Source organism: Pelomonas sp. CA6, assembly GCF_022549225.1.
GTDB lineage: Bacteria > Pseudomonadota > Gammaproteobacteria > Burkholderiales > Burkholderiaceae_C > Roseateles.
The window spans coordinates 237,173-252,778 of record NZ_JAKZFD010000008.1 but is presented as its reverse complement, the minus strand read 5'-3'; the positions used below and the strand labels follow the sequence as shown (position 1 = coordinate 252,778).

General features: G+C 70.7%; 12 protein-coding genes. 7 read left to right on the top strand and 5 right to left on the bottom strand.

The genetic code is table 11. The annotated features are described in order from the left end of the window. Positions 1-259 precede the first annotated feature (259 nt). The 6 genes from LZ017_RS15050 to LZ017_RS15025 are packed head-to-tail and all read left to right on the top strand — an operon-like array spanning position 260 to position 8,902. Entirely contained in the window at positions 260-1,477 is a 1,218-nt protein-coding gene (locus tag LZ017_RS15050) for a CmpA/NrtA family ABC transporter substrate-binding protein (RefSeq protein ID WP_241397691.1), read from the top strand. Between the two features lie 10 nt (positions 1,478-1,487). After that, positions 1,488-2,381 carry a nitrate ABC transporter permease gene (gene ntrB / locus LZ017_RS15045; protein WP_241397690.1) on the top strand — a complete coding sequence of 298 codons (894 nt, stop codon included), beginning with the start codon at positions 1,488-1,490 and terminating at the stop codon, positions 2,379-2,381. Positions 2,382-2,397: 16 nt separating this feature from the next. Continuing rightward, positions 2,398-3,201 (top strand): ABC transporter ATP-binding protein, encoded by an 804-nt coding sequence (locus LZ017_RS15040; protein WP_241397689.1) that lies wholly within the window; start codon positions 2,398-2,400, stop codon positions 3,199-3,201. A gap of 50 nt (positions 3,202-3,251) precedes the next feature. Beyond that, positions 3,252-5,699 carry a nitrite reductase large subunit NirB gene (gene nirB / locus LZ017_RS15035; protein WP_241397688.1) on the top strand — a complete coding sequence of 816 codons (2,448 nt, stop codon included), beginning with the start codon at positions 3,252-3,254 and terminating at the stop codon, positions 5,697-5,699. 10 nt (positions 5,700-5,709) lie between these two features. Further along, entirely contained in the window at positions 5,710-6,087 is a 378-nt protein-coding gene (gene nirD, locus LZ017_RS15030) for a nitrite reductase small subunit NirD (protein WP_241397687.1), read from the top strand. Between the two features lie 25 nt (positions 6,088-6,112). Continuing rightward, positions 6,113-8,902, top strand: coding sequence for a nitrate reductase (locus LZ017_RS15025; RefSeq protein WP_241397686.1), 2,790 nt, complete (start codon positions 6,113-6,115; stop codon positions 8,900-8,902). A gap of 16 nt (positions 8,903-8,918) precedes the next feature. On the opposite strand, the gene LZ017_RS15020 is transcribed toward LZ017_RS15025, so the two are convergent. Together LZ017_RS15020 and LZ017_RS15015 are read right to left on the bottom strand one after the other, a co-directional pair. Further along, positions 8,919-10,130 (bottom strand): YbfB/YjiJ family MFS transporter, encoded by a 1,212-nt coding sequence (locus LZ017_RS15020; RefSeq protein WP_241397685.1) that lies wholly within the window; start codon positions 10,128-10,130, stop codon positions 8,919-8,921. Further along, complete coding sequence (locus LZ017_RS15015; protein ID WP_241397684.1) at positions 10,115-11,896, bottom strand: methyl-accepting chemotaxis protein; 1,782 nt, start codon at positions 11,894-11,896, stop codon at positions 10,115-10,117. Before LZ017_RS15015 ends, LZ017_RS15020 begins: the two co-directional genes overlap by 16 nt. 137 nt (positions 11,897-12,033) lie before the next feature. Between LZ017_RS15015 and LZ017_RS15010 the strand changes: the two genes are divergently transcribed. After that, a complete protein-coding gene (locus tag LZ017_RS15010) occupies positions 12,034-12,801 on the top strand; it encodes a type III pantothenate kinase (protein ID WP_241397683.1) in 768 nt (255 codons plus the stop codon). A 30-nt stretch (positions 12,802-12,831) separates the two neighbouring features. On the opposite strand, the gene LZ017_RS15005 is transcribed toward LZ017_RS15010, so the two are convergent. The 3 genes from LZ017_RS15005 to hslV all read right to left on the bottom strand — a co-directional run bounded on the left by LZ017_RS15005 (position 12,832) and on the right by hslV (position 15,565). After that, positions 12,832-13,605 carry a potassium channel family protein gene (locus LZ017_RS15005; RefSeq protein WP_241397682.1) on the bottom strand — a complete coding sequence of 258 codons (774 nt, stop codon included), beginning with the start codon at positions 13,603-13,605 and terminating at the stop codon, positions 12,832-12,834. A 65-nt stretch (positions 13,606-13,670) separates the two neighbouring features. Beyond that, positions 13,671-15,014: an ATP-dependent protease ATPase subunit HslU gene (gene hslU / locus LZ017_RS15000; RefSeq protein ID WP_241397681.1), complete on the bottom strand. Its 1,344-nt coding sequence runs from the start codon at positions 15,012-15,014 to the stop codon at positions 13,671-13,673. Next, positions 15,011-15,565, bottom strand: coding sequence for an ATP-dependent protease subunit HslV (gene hslV, locus LZ017_RS14995; protein ID WP_241397680.1), 555 nt, complete (start codon positions 15,563-15,565; stop codon positions 15,011-15,013). Before hslV ends, hslU begins: the two co-directional genes overlap by 4 nt. Positions 15,566-15,606: the final 41 nt, after the last annotated feature.

Below are 15,606 nucleotides of genomic sequence, written 5' to 3'. Positions count from 1 at the left end.
GTTGGCGCAGTCATGCCTCGGAAATGTGCGCCGGAGGGCCGCCAGGGCCCCTCATCCGCCTGGCACGCTTCCTGCTGGATGGACATCGCGGGCCTGCAACGGCGCAGGCCCGCAAGAGTTGGACAAAGGCGTCCGACCCGTGTCGCGCGATGGCGTGGCGGGGTCGCGACGCCTTTTCGCTTTTCACCATCGCATCTTGTCGGAGGCCGCAATGGGGCACATGGGTCACAGCCTGGAAGCCAAGCACGGGGAGGGATTGATGAGTACCGAACGACGCAAGCTGCTCGCCACCGGCGCGGCGCTGTCCGGCCTAGCCACGGTGCCGGGGGCCTGGGCGGCGGGCTCGGACAAGCCGGAGAAGGAGGAGGTCCGCATCGGCTTCATTCCGCTCACCGACTGCGCCTCCATCGTGATGGCCGCGGCGCTGGGCTTCGACAAGAAGTACGGCATCAAGATCGTGCCGACCAAGGAGGCCTCCTGGGCCGGCGTGCGCGACAAGCTGGTCAACGGCGAGCTGGACATGGCCCATGTGCTCTACGGGCTGGTCTATGGCGTGCAGTTGGGCATCGCCGGTCCGAAGAAGGACATGGCCGTGCTGATGACGCTGAACCACAACGGGCAGGCGATCACGCTGTCCAGGAAGCTGGCCGAGGCCGGTGCGACCGACACCGCCTCACTGGCCCGCGTGATGGCGCGCGAGCGGCGCGACTACACCTTCGCGCAGACCTTTCCCACCGGCACGCATGCGATGTGGCTGTACTACTGGCTGGCCGCGGCGGGCGTGAACCCGCTGAAGGAAGCCAAGGTGATCACGGTGCCGCCGCCGCAGATGGTGGCCAACATGCGCGTGGGCAACATGGACGGCTTCTGTGTCGGCGAGCCCTGGAACCACCGCGCCATCATCGACGGCATCGGCATCACCGCCGCCACCACGCAGGACATCTGGAAGGACCATCCCGAGAAGGTGCTGGGCACGACCGCGGACTTTGCCCGCAAGTACCCGAATACCGCGCGTGCCGTGATCATGGCCGTGCTGGAGGCGGGCCGCTGGATAGACGCCAGCCTGTCCAACAAGCAGAAGATGGCCGAGACCATCGCCGACAAGGCCTATGTCAACACCAGCGTCGACGCGATCAACCAGCGCATCCTGGGCCGCTACCAGAACGGCCTGGGCAAGAGCTGGGACGACGCCAACCACATGAAGTTCTTCAACGACGGCGCGGTGAACTTCCCCTACCTGTCCGATGGCATGTGGTTCCTCACCCAGCACAAGCGCTGGGGGCTGCTGAAGGAGCATCCGGACTACCTGGCGGTGGCCCGGCAGGTCAACCAGATCGAGCTCTACACGCAGGCGGCGACGCAGCTCAAGGTCAGCGTGCCCAAGGAACCGCTGCGCAGCGCCAAGCTGATCGACGGCGTGGTCTGGGATGGCAAGGACCCGCGCAAGTACGCCGACGGTTTCAAGGTCAAGTCCTGAAGGAGTGCCCATGGTCAGCGCTGTCTTCCATTCGCCGCGCGAGCAGGCCGAGCCCGTCTGCGCCGTCCCGATCGCCGCGGCCGCGCCGCCCGCGGTGTCGGGCGCCCCGGCCCGCGCGCCGCGCGAGCCCGTCGACTGGCGCGGCCTGTGGCTGCGCGTGCTGCCGCCGCTGGCCGGCCTGGCGCTGCTGTGGCTGGTCTGGACCCTGGCCACGCTCAAGGGCGGCGCCTTCCCAAGCCCCGGCGCGACCTGGGATGCGGCGGCCCGGCTGTTCGCCGATCCCTTCTACCGCAACGGCCCCAACGACCAGGGCATCGGCTGGAACGTGCTGAACTCGCTGCAACGCGTGGCGCTGGGCTTCGGGCTGGCGGCGCTGGTGGGCATCCCGCTGGGTTTCGTGATCGGGCGCTTCGAGTTCGCCAGCCGCATGCTGTCGCCGCTGATCAGCCTGCTCAAGCCGGTGTCGCCGCTGGCCTGGCTGCCCATAGGACTGCTGGCCTTCAAGAGCGCCGACCCGGCGGCGATCTGGACCATTTTCATCTGCTCGATCTGGCCCATGGTGGTCAACACCGCGGTGGGCGTGCAGCGGGTGCCGGTGGACTACCTCAACGTGGCGCGCGTGCTGCGGCTGTCGGAGTGGAAGCTGGTCACGCGCATCCTTTTCCCCGCGGTGCTGCCCTACATGCTGACCGGCGTGCGTCTGTCGGTGGGCACGGCATGGCTGGTCATCGTCGCGGCGGAGATGTTGACCGGCGGCGTGGGCATCGGCTTCTGGGTCTGGGACGAGTGGAACAACCTCAATGTCCAGCACATCATCGTGGCCATCTTCGTGATCGGCATCGTGGGCCTGCTGCTGGAACAGCTGCTGATGGCCGTGGCCCGGCGTTTCTCTTTCGACGAGTGATGCGGAGGATTTGACGATGAGCACGACCCGGTCCACCCCCTTCATCCAGGTGCAGGACGCCGAAATGGTGTTCCACACGCGCAAGGGCCGCTTCCATGCGCTGCGCGACATCCGGCTGGAGATCCAGCGCGGCGAATTCATCACGCTGATCGGCCATTCGGGCTGCGGCAAGTCCACGCTGTTGAACCTCATCGCCGGCCTGGCCCGGCCCAGCAGCGGCGCGCTGCTGTGCGACCAGCGCGAGATCGCCGGGCCCGGCCCGGAGCGCGCAGTGGTGTTCCAGAACCACTCGCTGCTGCCCTGGCTGTCTTGCCTGGACAACGTGCTGCTCGCGGTGGAGTCGGTCTTCGCGGCGCGCGAGAGCCGCTCCAGCCTGGTCCGCCGTGCCGAGGCGGCGCTGGCGCTGGTGGGCATGGCGCATGCGGCGCACAAGCGACCGCAGGAGGTGTCCGGCGGCATGAAGCAGCGCGTGGGCATCGCGCGCGCGCTGGCGATGGAGCCCAAGGTGCTGCTGATGGACGAGCCTTTCGGCGCGCTGGACGCGCTGACCCGCGCCCACCTGCAGGACGAGCTGCTGCGCATCGTCGCGCAGACCCAGAGCACGGTGGTCATGGTCACGCACGACGTGGACGAGGCGGTGCTGCTGTCGGACCGCATCGTGATGATGACCAACGGCCCCGCGGCCACCATCGGCGAGATCCATGCGGTGGACCTGCCGCGCCCGCGCGATCGCGTGCAGCTGGCCGAGGACCCGCGCTACCTGCTGGCGCGCAAGGCGGTGATCGACTTCCTCTACACCCGGCACAAGCACGCAGCCTGACGCGCCGTCGCCGTCGCGCGCCGCTCTGCCCAGTCCTGGAGACGCAGACCATGAAGAAACTCAAACTCGTGATGGTGGGCAATGGCATGGCCGGCGTGCGCACGCTGGAGGAGCTGCTGCGCATCGCGCCCGATCTCTACGAGATCACCGTGTTCGGCGCCGAGCCGCACCCCAACTACAACCGCATCCTGCTCAGCCCGGTGCTGGCCGGCGAGCAGACGCTGGACGAGATCATCCTCAACCCGCTGTCCTGGTACGAGAGCCATGGCATCACGCTGCACCTGGGCTGTCCGGTGCAACGCATCGACCGCGTGCGCCGCCAGGTGGTGGCCGTGGACGCGGCCGGGCGCGAAATCACGGCCGACTACGACCGGCTGCTGATCGCCACCGGCTCCACGCCCTTCATGCTGCCGGTGCCCGGGCGCGAGCTGGCCGGCGTGATCGCCTACCGCGACATCGCCGACACCGAGGCCATGATCGCCGCCGCGGCACGCTACCGGCATGCGGTGGTCATCGGCGGCGGGCTGCTGGGTCTGGAGGCGGCCAATGGGCTGATGCTGCGCGGCATGCAGGTCACCGTCGTGCACCTGGGCGACTGGCTGATGGAGCGCCAGCTGGACGACCAGGCGGGCAGCCTGCTGTGCCAGCAGCTGTCGGCGCGCGGGCTGCGCTTTGAGCTCGGCGTGCAGACCGAGGCTTTGCTGCCCAGCGCGCGGGCCGGCGCGGAGCGTGTCGGCGCGGTGCGCTTCAAGGACGGGCGCGAGATCCCCGCCGACCTGGTCGTGATGGCCGCCGGCATCCGCCCCAACACGCGGCTCGCCGAGGCGGCGGGCCTGCACTGCCAGCGCGGCATCGTGGTCACCGACACGCTGCAGACGGTCACCGATCCGCGCATCTACGCGGTGGGCGAATGCGCGGCCCACCGCGGCGTGGCCTACGGCCTGGTGGCCCCGCTGTTCGAGCAGGGCAAGGTCTGCGCGACCCACCTCGCGCAGTTCGGCATCGGGCGCTACCAGGGTTCGCAGACCAGCACCAAGCTCAAGGTCACCGGCATCGACCTGTTCTCCGCCGGCGACTTCATGGGCGGCGAGGGCTGCGAGGAGATCGTGATGAGCGATCCCTTCGCCGGTGTCTACAAAAAGCTGGTGATCCGCGACGACCGCCTGGTGGGCGCCTGCCTGTACGGCGACACGGTGGATGGCGGCTGGTACTTCAAGCTGCTGCGCGAGGGGCGCAAGATCGCCGACATCCGCGACCGCCTGATGTTTGGCGAAAGCAACATCGGCGACGTCGGCCACCAGGGCCATCACAAGGCCGCGGCCATGGCCGACACCGACGAGGTCTGCGGCTGCAACGGCGTCACCAAGGGCGCGATCTGCAAGGCCATCAAGGACAAGGGCCTGTTCACGCTGGACGAGGTGCGCAAGCACACCAAGGCGAGCGCCTCCTGCGGCTCCTGCACCGGGCTGGTGGAGCAGCTGATCATGTTCACCGCCGGCGGCGACTACTCGGCCGCGCCGAAGAAGAAGGCCCTGTGCGGCTGCACCGATCTGGGCCATCAGGAGGTGCGCGACGCGATCTTCGACCGCCACCTGGTGTCTCTGGACCAGGTCATGCGCGCGTTGGACTGGAAAAGCCCGGACGGCTGCCCCAGCTGCCGCCCGGCGCTGAACTACTACCTGATCTCCAGCTGGCCCAAGGAAGCCCTGGACGATCCGCAATCGCGCCTCATCAATGAACGCAGCCACGCCAACATCCAGAAGGACGGCAGCTACAGCGTGGTGCCGCGCATGTGGGGCGGCGAGACCTCGGCCGCGGAGCTGCGCCGTATCGCCGACGTGGTGGACAAATACCGCATCCCCACCGTCAAGGTCACCGGCGGCCAGCGCATCGACCTGCTGGGCGTGAGGAAGGAAGACCTGGTGGACGTCTGGCGCGACATCGGCATGCCCAGTGGCCATGCCTACGCCAAGGCCTTGCGCACGGTGAAGACCTGCGTGGGCAGCGAATGGTGCCGCATGGGCACGCAGGACAGCACACGCATGGGCAAGGACCTGGAGCGCGCGCTGTGGCGCATGCAGGCGCCGCACAAGGTCAAGCTGGCCGTCTCGGGCTGCCCGCGCAACTGCGCCGAGGCCGGCATCAAGGACATCGGCGTGATCGGCGTGGACAGCGGCTGGGAGATCTATGTGGCGGGCAACGGCGGCATCAAGACCGAGGTCGCGCAGTTCCTGTGCAAGGTGAAGACCGCCGAGGAGGTGCTGGAGGTCTCGGGCGCCTTCCTGCAGCTCTACCGCAAGGAAGGCTGGTACCTGGAGCGCACCTGCCACTACGTCGCCCGCGTGGGCCTGCCCCATGTGAAGCAAAAGATCCTGGACGACGAGCAGGGCCGGCGCGCGCTTTGGGCCGAGCTGCAGTTCGCGCTGGACGGCGAGCCCGACCCCTGGTTCGAGTTCGAGCGTGCCCGCGTCGATGTGCGCCAGTTTGAAACCTTGTGAGGAGGACACGATGCCCCAGTGGAAGACGATCTGCCGCCTGGACGACATCCCGGTACTGGGCGCGCGCCGCGTGCAGCGCGCGCGCGGGCCGGAGGTGGCGCTGTTCCGCACGCTGGACAACCAGGTCTTCGCGCTGCTGGACCGCTGCCCGCACAAGGGCGGCCCGCTGAGCCAGGGCCTGGTCTTCGGCCGTTCCGTGGCCTGCCCGCTGCACAACTGGACCATCGAGCTTGCCAGCGGCTGCGCGCGCGAACCGGACGAGGGCGGCACGCCGCGCTTCAGTGTGCGCGTGGAGCATGGCCAGGTGCAGCTCGACGCGCAGGAGCTGGACACCCTGGCACTGGACCTGGAACCGCTGCGCGCCGGCCCCTGTGCCGCCACGCGTTGACATGGGTGTGTCCCCAGCGCCCCCTATGACCGAGACGCGCAGCACCTGCCCCTACTGCGGCGTCGGCTGTGGCGTGATCATCGCCAGCGACGGGGAGCGCATCACCGGCGTGCGCGGCGACCCCGAGCATCCCGCCAACCGCGGGCGGCTGTGCAGCAAGGGCAGCACGCTGCACCTGACGGCCAGCCCGGTGGTGCTGCAGACCCAGCGGCTGCGCCAGCCGCAAGGGCGCGCCGAGCGCGGCGCCGCGCTGCAGTCGCTGGGCTGGGACGAGGCCGAGGCCCGGGTGGCGCAACAGCTGCTGCGCATCCGCGCCGAGCATGGGCCGCAGGCGATCGGGTTCTACCTTTCCGGGCAACTGCTCACCGAGGATTACCAGGCCTTCAACAAGCTGGCACGCGGCGTGATCGGCACGCCGCATATCGACAGCAACTCGCGCCTGTGCATGAGTTCGGCGGTGGCCGGCTACAAGCAGTCGCTGGGCGCGGACGCGCCGCCGACCTGCTATGAGGACCTGGAGCTGGCCGACTGCCTGTTCATCGCCGGCGCCAACCCCGCCTGGGCCCATCCCGTCCTGTTCCGCCGCATCGAGGCGGCGCGGGCGGCGCGGCCGGCCAGCAAGCTCATCGTCGTCGACCCGCGGCGCAGCGAAAGCGCGGAACTTGCCGACCTGCATCTGGCGATACGGCCGGGCAGCGACGTCGCGTTGTTCCATGGGCTGCTGCACGCTTGCATCTGGGAGGGCTGGGTGAACGAGGGCTTCATCGCCCGCCACACGCGCGGCTTCGAGGCCCTGAAGGCGCTGGTGCGCGAACACACGCCGCGGCGCGCCGCGCACGCCTGCGGCGTGCCCGAGTCGCAGATCCTGCAGGCTGCGCAGTGGTTCGCCCGCGCCGGCGCCACGCTGTCGCTGTACTGCATGGGCCTGAACCAGAGCAGCCAGGGCACGGCCAAGAACAGCGCGCTGATCAACCTGCACCTGGCCACGGGCCAGATCGGCCGCCCCGGTGCCGGCCCGTTCTCGCTGACCGGCCAGCCCAACGCCATGGGTGGACGAGAGACCGGCGGCATGGCCACGCTGCTGCCCGGCCATCGCGATCCGGCCGACCCGGCCGACCGCGAGGCAGTCGCGCGGCTGTGGGGCGTGCCGGCGCTGCCGGGGCCGGGGCACACGGCGGTGGCCTTGTTCGAGGCCGCCGCGCGCGGCGAGATCAAGGCCTTGTGGATCGTCTGCACCAACCCCGCGCATTCCATGCCCGACCAGGCCCTGGTGCGCGAGGCCTTGCGGCGCTGTGAGCTGGTCGTGCTGCAGGAGGCCTTCGCCGGCACCGCGACGGCCGCGTTCGCCGATGTGCTGCTGCCGGCGTCCACCTGGGGCGAGAAGGAGGGCACGGTGACCAACAGCGAGCGTCGCATCAGCCGCGTGCGCGCCGCCGTGGCCCCGCCCGGCGAGGCGCGCGCGGACTGGCGCATCGCGCGCGACATCGGCCGCCGCCTGGAGGCGCGGCTGCGCCCGGGACAGGCCAGCCTGCTGGCCTGGGAGAGTCCCGAGGCCTTGTGGCGCGAGCACCGCGAGGCCACGCGCGGCCGCGATCTGGACATCACCGGCCTGAGCTATGCGCTGCTGGAGCAGGCGCCGCGGCAATGGCCCTGCCCCCAGGGGCGGGGTTCGGGGCAGGCGCGGCTCTACGAGGACGGCGTCTTCGCCACCGCCGATGGGCGCGCGCGCTTCATCGCGGTGCCGGATGTCGCGCCCGCCGAGGCGCTGGACGCGCGCCATCCCTTCGCGCTGAACAGCGGGCGGTTGCGCGACCAGTGGCATGGCATGAGCCGCAGCGGCCGCGTCGCGGCGCTGTTCGGCCATGTGGGCGCGCCGCGGCTGGGCCTGGCGCCGCAGGACATCGCGCGGCGCGGGCTGAAGGCGGGCGAGCTGGTGCGCGTGCGCTCGCGGCGCGGCGAGCTCGTCGTGCCGCTGGAGGAGGATGCGACGTTGGGGCCGCAGCAGGCCTCGCTGCCCATGCACTGGGGCAGCGAATACCTGTCCGGGGTGGATGCACGGGGTCAGGTCTTGCCGGGCGTGAACGCGCTGACGCAGCCGGTGGCCTGCGCCCAGTCGCGCCAGCCGGAACTGAAGTTCGCCGCGGTGGCGGTGGAGCCGGTGGCGCTGCCCTGGCGTGTGTTCGGCGGCGCCTGGGTGGTTGCCGCCCGGGCGGAGGCGCTGCGCGACGCGCTGCGCGGGCTGATGGCACAGGCCCCCTATGGCTGCGTGCTGCCGGTGCCCGCGGAGGACGGAGCGCTGCAGGGCTGGCAGATCGAGGCCGCGTTCGATGCGCCGCCCGCGCCCGAATGGCTGGCCACGCTGGTGGCCGCGCTGGGCCTGCAGGCCGTGGGCGCGTTGCGCTATGCCGATCCGCGACGGGGGCAGCGGCGCTTGCTGCGCCTGTCCGGCGGCGAGGCGCAGGCCTGGCTGCAGGCCTTGCTGCGCGTGGGCGAACGGCGCGGCGGGCGCTGCGACGGTGACTGGCTGGACGCGTTGTGGCTCGAACGGGCGCCGGTGGCGCCGCTGGGATCGCGCCTGCTGGCGCCGGATCTGGCCGATGCGCCCCCCGCCTCGCCGGCCAGCCCCCAAGTCTGCCAATGCTTCGCGGTACGCGAGGACCGCATCCGCGCCTGCCTGTCTTCGCACGCCGCGCTGGCGCCAGCGCCGCGCCTGCAGGCCTTGCAGCGCGAGTTGCGCTGCGGCACCCAGTGCGGCTCCTGCCTGCCGGCGCTGCGGCGCCTGAACCAGGCGCTGGACGCGACCTCGCCGCCGTGAGGGCGGCACCGCGGCGTCAGGCGCCCGACGGCCGGTCCAGCGCGCGCAGCCGCAGCAGTACCGCGATGCCCAGCGTCAGCACGGCCGCGGTGATCCACAGCGCGCTCTGGTAGCTGCCGCTGGCCTGCACCATCAGCCCGGTGAGCGCCGGCGCGCCGACTTGGGCCAGGCCATAGCTCAGCGTCAGCCGCGCCATGGCCTTGCCGGGATTGCCCGGCGAGCGGCGCCCCACCATGGCCAAGGTCAGGCTGACGATGCCGATGAAGGTGGCGCCATAGAGCAACGCGCCCAGCAGCGCGGCCCACAGGCTGGACCCCAGCGCCGGCAGCAGCACCGAAACCACCTGCAGCGCGAAGGCCAGCAGCAGCGCGTTGAGGTCGCCCGCGCGGCGCGCCGCGCGGTCCCACAGGAACACCGCCGGCGTCGCGGCCAGCCCCACCAGCAGCCAGGCCCAGGGCCCCTGGCCGGCCAGCAGCGGCTGGCGCTCGACGATGGCCACGGTGAAGGTGGCGCTGATCACGAAGCCCCAGCCGGCGCAGAAGTAGCCGGCCATCATCCAGCGCATCCATTGGCGCGACGGTGCTCCGGCCACCGCGTGCGAACCCACCGGCGGCGGCGCCGGCGGGCGCCAGCGCCAGGCCAGGACCAGCAGCAGCAGGCCGCAGGCGGCAAAGCCCCACCAGTGCCCGGCCCAGTCCCAGTGCAGCGCGCCCATCAGCATCGCGCCCAGGGCCGACAGCACGATGCCGCCGCCCAGCCCGGTGAAATGCAGGCCCAGTTCGGGCCGGCGTCCGGCGCGTATCAGCCAGCCCAGCACCAGGCCGGAGCCCAGCAGCATGCCCGCGGCGCCGCTGAGCCCGCCCAGGTAGCGCGACAGCGCCCACAGCCAGGGCTGGGTGGACAGTGGCATCAACAGCGTGGCCAGCAGGCCCAGCGCGAGGCCGAGGCCGTAGAGGCGGTGGCGCCAGCGCGGGTCGTCGATCCAGGCGGCGAGCAGCGCGCCGCTGATATAGCCGGCGTAGTTGATCGAGGCCAGCAGCCCGCCCAGCGCGTCGGACAGGCCGGCCTGGGCCTGCATCAGCGGCAGCAGCGGGGTGTAGGCGAAGCGCGCCAGGCCCACGCTCAGCATCAGCCCGGCGATGCCGCCGGCGACCACCTGCCAGGCCTGCAGCCCGCCTTCGCCCGTGGCGGCAGGGGTCCCGGCAGGGGGCTTCAGAAGGTCTCCCAATCGCCGTCAGCGGCGGCCGCCGCCGCGGGCTTGGGGGTCGGCGCCGGCCTTGCGGCGGGCACGGGTTTGGGGGCCGCCGCCTGAGGCCGGGCCGTCGCGGGGCGGGGGGCGGTCGCGGCCTTGGGCGCCTTGACCGCAGCGGAGGCCGGTATCGGGGCGGCCTGGGTGGGCCGCGGCGACGCAGGCGTCGCGCGCGGCGCGGGGGCGGCAGCACGCACCGCCGCCTCGCGGTCCAGCTGGAACTGCGACACCAAGTGGGAGAGCTTGCCCGCCTGCTCGCTGAGCGATTCGGCCGCGGCCGCGGACTCCTCCACCAGCGCCGCGTTCTGCTGCGTCATCTGGTCCAGCTGCGAAACCGAGCCGTTGACGCTGGCGATGCCCTGGCTCTGCTCGACGGTGCTGGCGCTGATCTCGCCGATGATGTCGGAGACGCGCTGCACGCTGGCGACGATCTCGCCCATGGTGCGTCCGGCGTCCTGCACCAGCTGGGCGCCGGCCTCGACCTTGGCGACGCTGTTGCCGATCAGGCTCTTGATCTCCTTGGCCGCCTCGGCGCTGCGCTGCGCCAGCGCGCGCACCTCGCCGGCCACGACCGCGAAGCCGCGGCCCTGCTCGCCCGCGCGGGCCGCTTCCACGGCCGCGTTCAGCGCGAGGATGTTGGTCTGGAAGGCAATGCCGTCGATCACGCCGATGATGTCGTTGATCTTCTTGGCGCTGGCATCGATCTCGTCCATGGTGCTGACCACCTGGCTGACCACCTGGCCGCCGCGCTGCGCCACCTCGGCCGCGCTGCCGGCCAACTGGTTGGCGGTGCGCGCGCTGTCGGCGCTCTGCTGCACGGTGGTGGTGAGCTGGGCCAGCGACGAGGCCGCCTGCTGCAGGTTGGACGCGGTCTGCTCGGTGCGGTGGCTGAGGTCGGTGTTGCCGCTGGCGATTTCCTGGCTGGCGGTCTGCATGCTGTCCGAGCTGGCGCGCAACTCGCCGATCACGCGGCGCAGCGACTGTTTCATCTGCGCCAGCGCGCGCTGCACATCGCCCACCTCGTCGCCGCGCGTTTGCGTGGCTTCGTCGCGCAGGTCGCCGGCGCCGATGCGCTCGGCCTCCTTGACCAGCTGGCGCAGCGGCTGCGAGATGGTGCGCACGAAGTAGCCGGTGGCCAGCCCCAGCAGCGCGACGATGGCGGCCATCACCGCGGCGACGCCCCAGACGGTGCGCATGCGCTCCGCGCCCGCGGCTTCGCGCAGCTCGGCGGATTTGGCCTGCTGCAGCGTGACGAAGTCCTGCTGCGCGCCCAGGTAGGCCTCGATCGCCGGCACCACCTTCTGTTCCAGCACGCGGCGGCCTTCGTCATGCTGGCCGGCTGCCTTGGCCTTGGTGGCCTCGTTGCGCGTGTCGATGTAGGCCTTGCGCTTGTCGGCCACGCGCGCCATCGCGGCCTTCTCGTCGTCGGCCACGGCCAGCGCCTCCAGCGCCTTCTGGACCTCGGAGATTTGCTCGGTGGTCTTCGCGATGTCGGCCTTCATGGCCTCGGCCACGCTCATGTCGCTGCCGGACAGCCCGGCCTTCACGCGGCTCGCATTGGCCTCGGTGAGGCCGCGCCAGCGCAGCGCCAGCTCGAACTTCTTCTGCTGGGCCTCCTGCGTGGCTTGCGCGATGGCTTGCAAGTGGCGGGTGCGCAACGAAGCGCCCACGCTCATCGCGAGGGTCATCAGCGCCATCACGATCACAGGGATCCACAGGCGGGTGGCGATGGAAAATGTTTTCATGGCGGCTTGGCTCTTTTCTTGTCCCCAGGGCAGGGCATGGGCGCACGGTCCCCATGCCTCATCGGTCGGACTGTGCAGTAACTTGACGCCCGACTGCTGCTACCCTGCCGGATGTTGCGGCACTTTCGCGCGAACTTATGAGCTTTTTGGCCATTGATGTCGGAAACACACGTCTGAAGTGGGCTCTTTACGCCTCGCCCCAGCCTGGTGCCGCGGTGCTGGCGCATGGGGCGCAGTTCCTGGAGAACATCGATCAGCTGGCCGAAGGCGACTGGTCGAGGCTGCCGGTGCCGGGCAGCATCCTGGGCTGCAACGTGGCCGGCGACGCGGTGCGCCGCCGCGTCGAGGAGCAGCTGGAGCTGTGGGACCTGGAGCCGCGCTGGGTGGTGTCCGGGCCGGCGGCGGGGGGCGTGGTCAACGGCTACGACCATCCGGGGCGGCTGGGCGCGGACCGCTTCGTCGCATTGATCGGCGCGCGCCACCATGTGCTGGCGCGCGGGCCGGCGCGGCCCTGCCTGGTCGTGATGGTGGGCACGGCGGTGACGGTGGACGCGCTGGACGCCGACGGGCGCTTCCTGGGCGGCCTGATCCTGCCCGGTCACGGCATCATGCTGCGCGCGCTGGAAGGCGGCACCGCGGGCTTGCGCGTGCCCACCGGCGAGGTCCGCGAGTTCCCCACCAACACCTCCGACGCGCTGACCAGCGGCGGCAATTACGCCATCACCGGCGCGATCGAGCGCATGCACCGCCACCTGGCGCGCCGCAGCGGGCAGGAGCCGGTCACGCTGATGACGGGGGGCGCGGGCTGGAAGGTCTCGCCGGCGCTGGACATCCCGCACGAGCTGGTCGAATCGCTGATCTTCGATGGGCTGCTCGCGCTGCAGTCGCACCGGTTGGCGCTGTAGGCGCTACGGGCGCGGCCCTCGTGGCCGTCTTCAAGGGCGCTCGGCGCGCATCGCGCGCAGTTCCTCGCGCAGCTGCTGCACCTCGGCGTGCAGCTCGCGCAGGATGTCCTGCTCGACGCGGCGCTCGGTGCTTTCGACCCACATCGCGGCGATGGCCGCGGTGACCAGCGACAGCACCGCATAGCCCAGCAGCACGACGAAGACGGCGAAGATCTTGGAGGCGGCGGTGGTCGGCACGATGTCGCCATAGCCCACGGTGGCGGCGGTCGTGAAGGCGAGCCAGAGGCCGTCGGCCAGCGTGCGGGCGCGCGGTTCCAGCGCCCAGAAGCCCACGCCGCAGAACAGCAGCACCATCAGCGCGAGCAGCAGCAGATAGGCCAGCCCGCCGCGGCTGACCCAGTGGCGGATCGCCCACACCATGCGCAGCAGGGTCAGGAAGGCCACCGCCAGGCGCAGCGCGAGCGCGCCGGAGGAATGCAGGCTGGGCGGTAGCAACGCGGCGGCGAGCAGCCCGGCGATCAGCAGCAGATCCACCAGATTGCCCAGCAGATACAGGCGGGGCCGGATCAGGTGCCGGGACACACGCCACAGCGACAGCGTGAGCACCGCGGCCGCGCCCACATAGATGGCCACGGCCAGCGGCGTAGGCAGGTTCTCCAGCAGCTCGATGTAGAAAGCCGGAATGGTGGCCAGCAGGCTCAGCAGCACGGGCCAGCGCCAGCGGCGCTCGGCCCGGGTGGCCGCGGGGTTCTGGGGCGAGGGCAGGGTCAGGCCCCAGGCCCGGGTGCTGATGGTGCGGCTCATGCCGCCAGCCTAGGGTCAGGCTGGCGCCGGCGTCTTGATAAGCATCAAGCGACCACCCAGGCGGTTCAGAGGATGAAGCGGCTCAGGTCTTCGTTGCTGGCCAGCGCGCCCAGCTTGGCGTCCACCGCGGCGCCGTCCAGCGCGACGGTCTGGCCGGCGAGCTTGTGGGCGTCGAAGCTGATCTCGTCGAGCAGGCGTTCCATCACCGTGGAGAGGCGGCGCGCGCCGATGTTCTCGGTGCGCTCGTTGACCTCATAGGCGATCTGCGCCAGGCGGCGTATGCCGTCGGGCGTCAGCTCCAGGTTCACGCCCTCGGTGGCGAGCAGGGCCTGGTACTGCTTGACCAGGCTGGCATGGGTGCTGGTCAGGATGGCCTCGAAGTCCTCCACCGACAGCGAGCCCAGCTCGACGCGGATCGGGAAGCGGCCCTGCAGCTCGGGGATCAGGTCGCTGGGCTTGCTCAGGTGGAAGGCGCCGGATGCGATGAACAGGATGTGGTCGGTCTTGACCATGCCGTACTTGGTGTTGACCGTCGTGCCTTCGACCAGCGGCAGCAGGTCGCGCTGCACGCCCTGGCGCGAGACGTCGGCGCCGCCGTGCTCGGCGCGGCTGGCCACCTTGTCGATCTCGTCGATGAAGACGATGCCGTTGTCCTGCGCATGGGCCAGCGCGGCGGTTTTGATCTCGTCCTCGTTGACCAGCTTGGCGGCCTCCTCGTCGATCAGCAGCTTCAGCGCTTCCTTGATGCGCAGCTTGCGCGCCTTGCGCCGGCCCGCGCCCATCTGCGAGAACAGGCCCTTGAGCTGCTCGGCCATCTCCTCCATGCCGGGCTGGCCCATGGGGCCCAGCACCTCCATGGTCGGCTTGGCGTCGGCCAGCTCGATCTCGATCTCCTTGTCGTCCATCGCCCCTTCGCGCAGGCGCTTGCGCATCACCTGGCGCGCGGTGTTGTCGGCCCCGCTCGGTTCGGCGGCGAAGCCGGTGGCGCGTGGCGGCGGCACCAGCACGTCGAGGATGCGTTCCTCGGCGGCGTCTTCGGCGCGGGCGCGCTGCAGGCGCATCTGGCGTTCGCGTTCCTGCTTGACGGCGATGTCGACCAGGTCGCGGATGATGCTGTCCACGTCCTTGCCGACATAGCCCACCTCGGTGAACTTGGTCGCCTCCACCTTGATGAAGGGTGCGTCGGCAAGCTTGGCCAGGCGGCGCGCGATCTCGGTCTTGCCCACGCCGGTGGGGCCGATCATCAGGATGTTCTTGGGCGTGATCTCGGCGCGCAGCTTCTCGTCGACCTGCTGGCGGCGCCAGCGGTTGCGCAGCGCGATCGCGACGGCGCGCTTGGCCTCGCCCTGGCCGACGATGTGGCGGTCCAGCTCGGAGACGATTTCCTGCGGGGTCATGGTGCTGCTCATTCCAGCGTCTCGATCGTATGGTTGCCGTTGGTGTAGATGCAGATCTCGCCGGCGATCACCAGCGACTGCTTGACGATGTCGGCCGCGGACAGCTCGCTGTGGTTGAGCAGCGCGCGCGCGGCGGCCTGCGCATAGGCGCCGCCGGAGCCGATTGCGACGATGCCTTGCTCGGGCTCCAGCACGTCGCCATTGCCGGTGATGATCAGCGAGGCGGTGCGGTCGGCGACCGCCAGCATGGCCTCCAGGCGGCGCAGCACGCGGTCGGTGCGCCAGTCGCGCGTCAGCTCCACCGCGGCGCGCACCAGATGGCCCTGGTGTTTCTCCAGCTTGGATTCAAAGCGTTCGAACAGCGTGAAGGCGTCGGCCGTGGCGCCGGCGAAGCCGGCCAGCACCTGATCGCGGTAGAGCTTGCGCACCTTGCGTGCGCTGGACTTCACGACGATATGGCCCAGCGTGACCTGGCCATCGCCGCCGATCGCGACCTGGTTGCCACGGCGCACGCTGACGATGGTCGTGCCGTGGAATTGCGGAGGGGAAGAATCTTGCTGCATAAACGCTCCAGATGGGGGCACCCCGGAGGACTGCAAGAGCT

Excerpts from the sequence above, each read along its gene's own strand:
- LZ017_RS15050 (WP_241397691.1), top strand. The coding sequence starts at position 260 with ATGAGTACCGAACGACGCAAGCTGCTCGCCACCGGCGCGGCGCTGTCC.
- LZ017_RS15040 (WP_241397689.1), top strand. The coding sequence starts at position 2,398 with ATGAGCACGACCCGGTCCACCCCCTTCATCCAGGTGCAGGACGCCGAA.
- nirB (WP_241397688.1), top strand. The coding sequence starts at position 3,252 with ATGAAGAAACTCAAACTCGTGATGGTGGGCAATGGCATGGCCGGCGTG.
- LZ017_RS15015 (WP_241397684.1), bottom strand. The coding sequence starts at position 11,896 with ATGAAAACATTTTCCATCGCCACCCGCCTGTGGATCCCTGTGATCGTG.
- hslU (WP_241397681.1), bottom strand. The coding sequence starts at position 15,014 with ATGAGCAGCACCATGACCCCGCAGGAAATCGTCTCCGAGCTGGACCGC.
- hslV (WP_241397680.1), bottom strand. The coding sequence starts at position 15,565 with ATGCAGCAAGATTCTTCCCCTCCGCAATTCCACGGCACGACCATCGTC.
- nirD (WP_241397687.1), top strand. The coding sequence starts at position 5,710 with ATGCCCCAGTGGAAGACGATCTGCCGCCTGGACGACATCCCGGTACTG.
- ntrB (WP_241397690.1), top strand. The coding sequence starts at position 1,488 with ATGGTCAGCGCTGTCTTCCATTCGCCGCGCGAGCAGGCCGAGCCCGTC.
- LZ017_RS15005 (WP_241397682.1), bottom strand. The coding sequence starts at position 13,605 with ATGAGCCGCACCATCAGCACCCGGGCCTGGGGCCTGACCCTGCCCTCG.
- LZ017_RS15010 (WP_241397683.1), top strand. The coding sequence starts at position 12,034 with ATGAGCTTTTTGGCCATTGATGTCGGAAACACACGTCTGAAGTGGGCT.
- LZ017_RS15025 (WP_241397686.1), top strand. The coding sequence starts at position 6,113 with ATGACCGAGACGCGCAGCACCTGCCCCTACTGCGGCGTCGGCTGTGGC.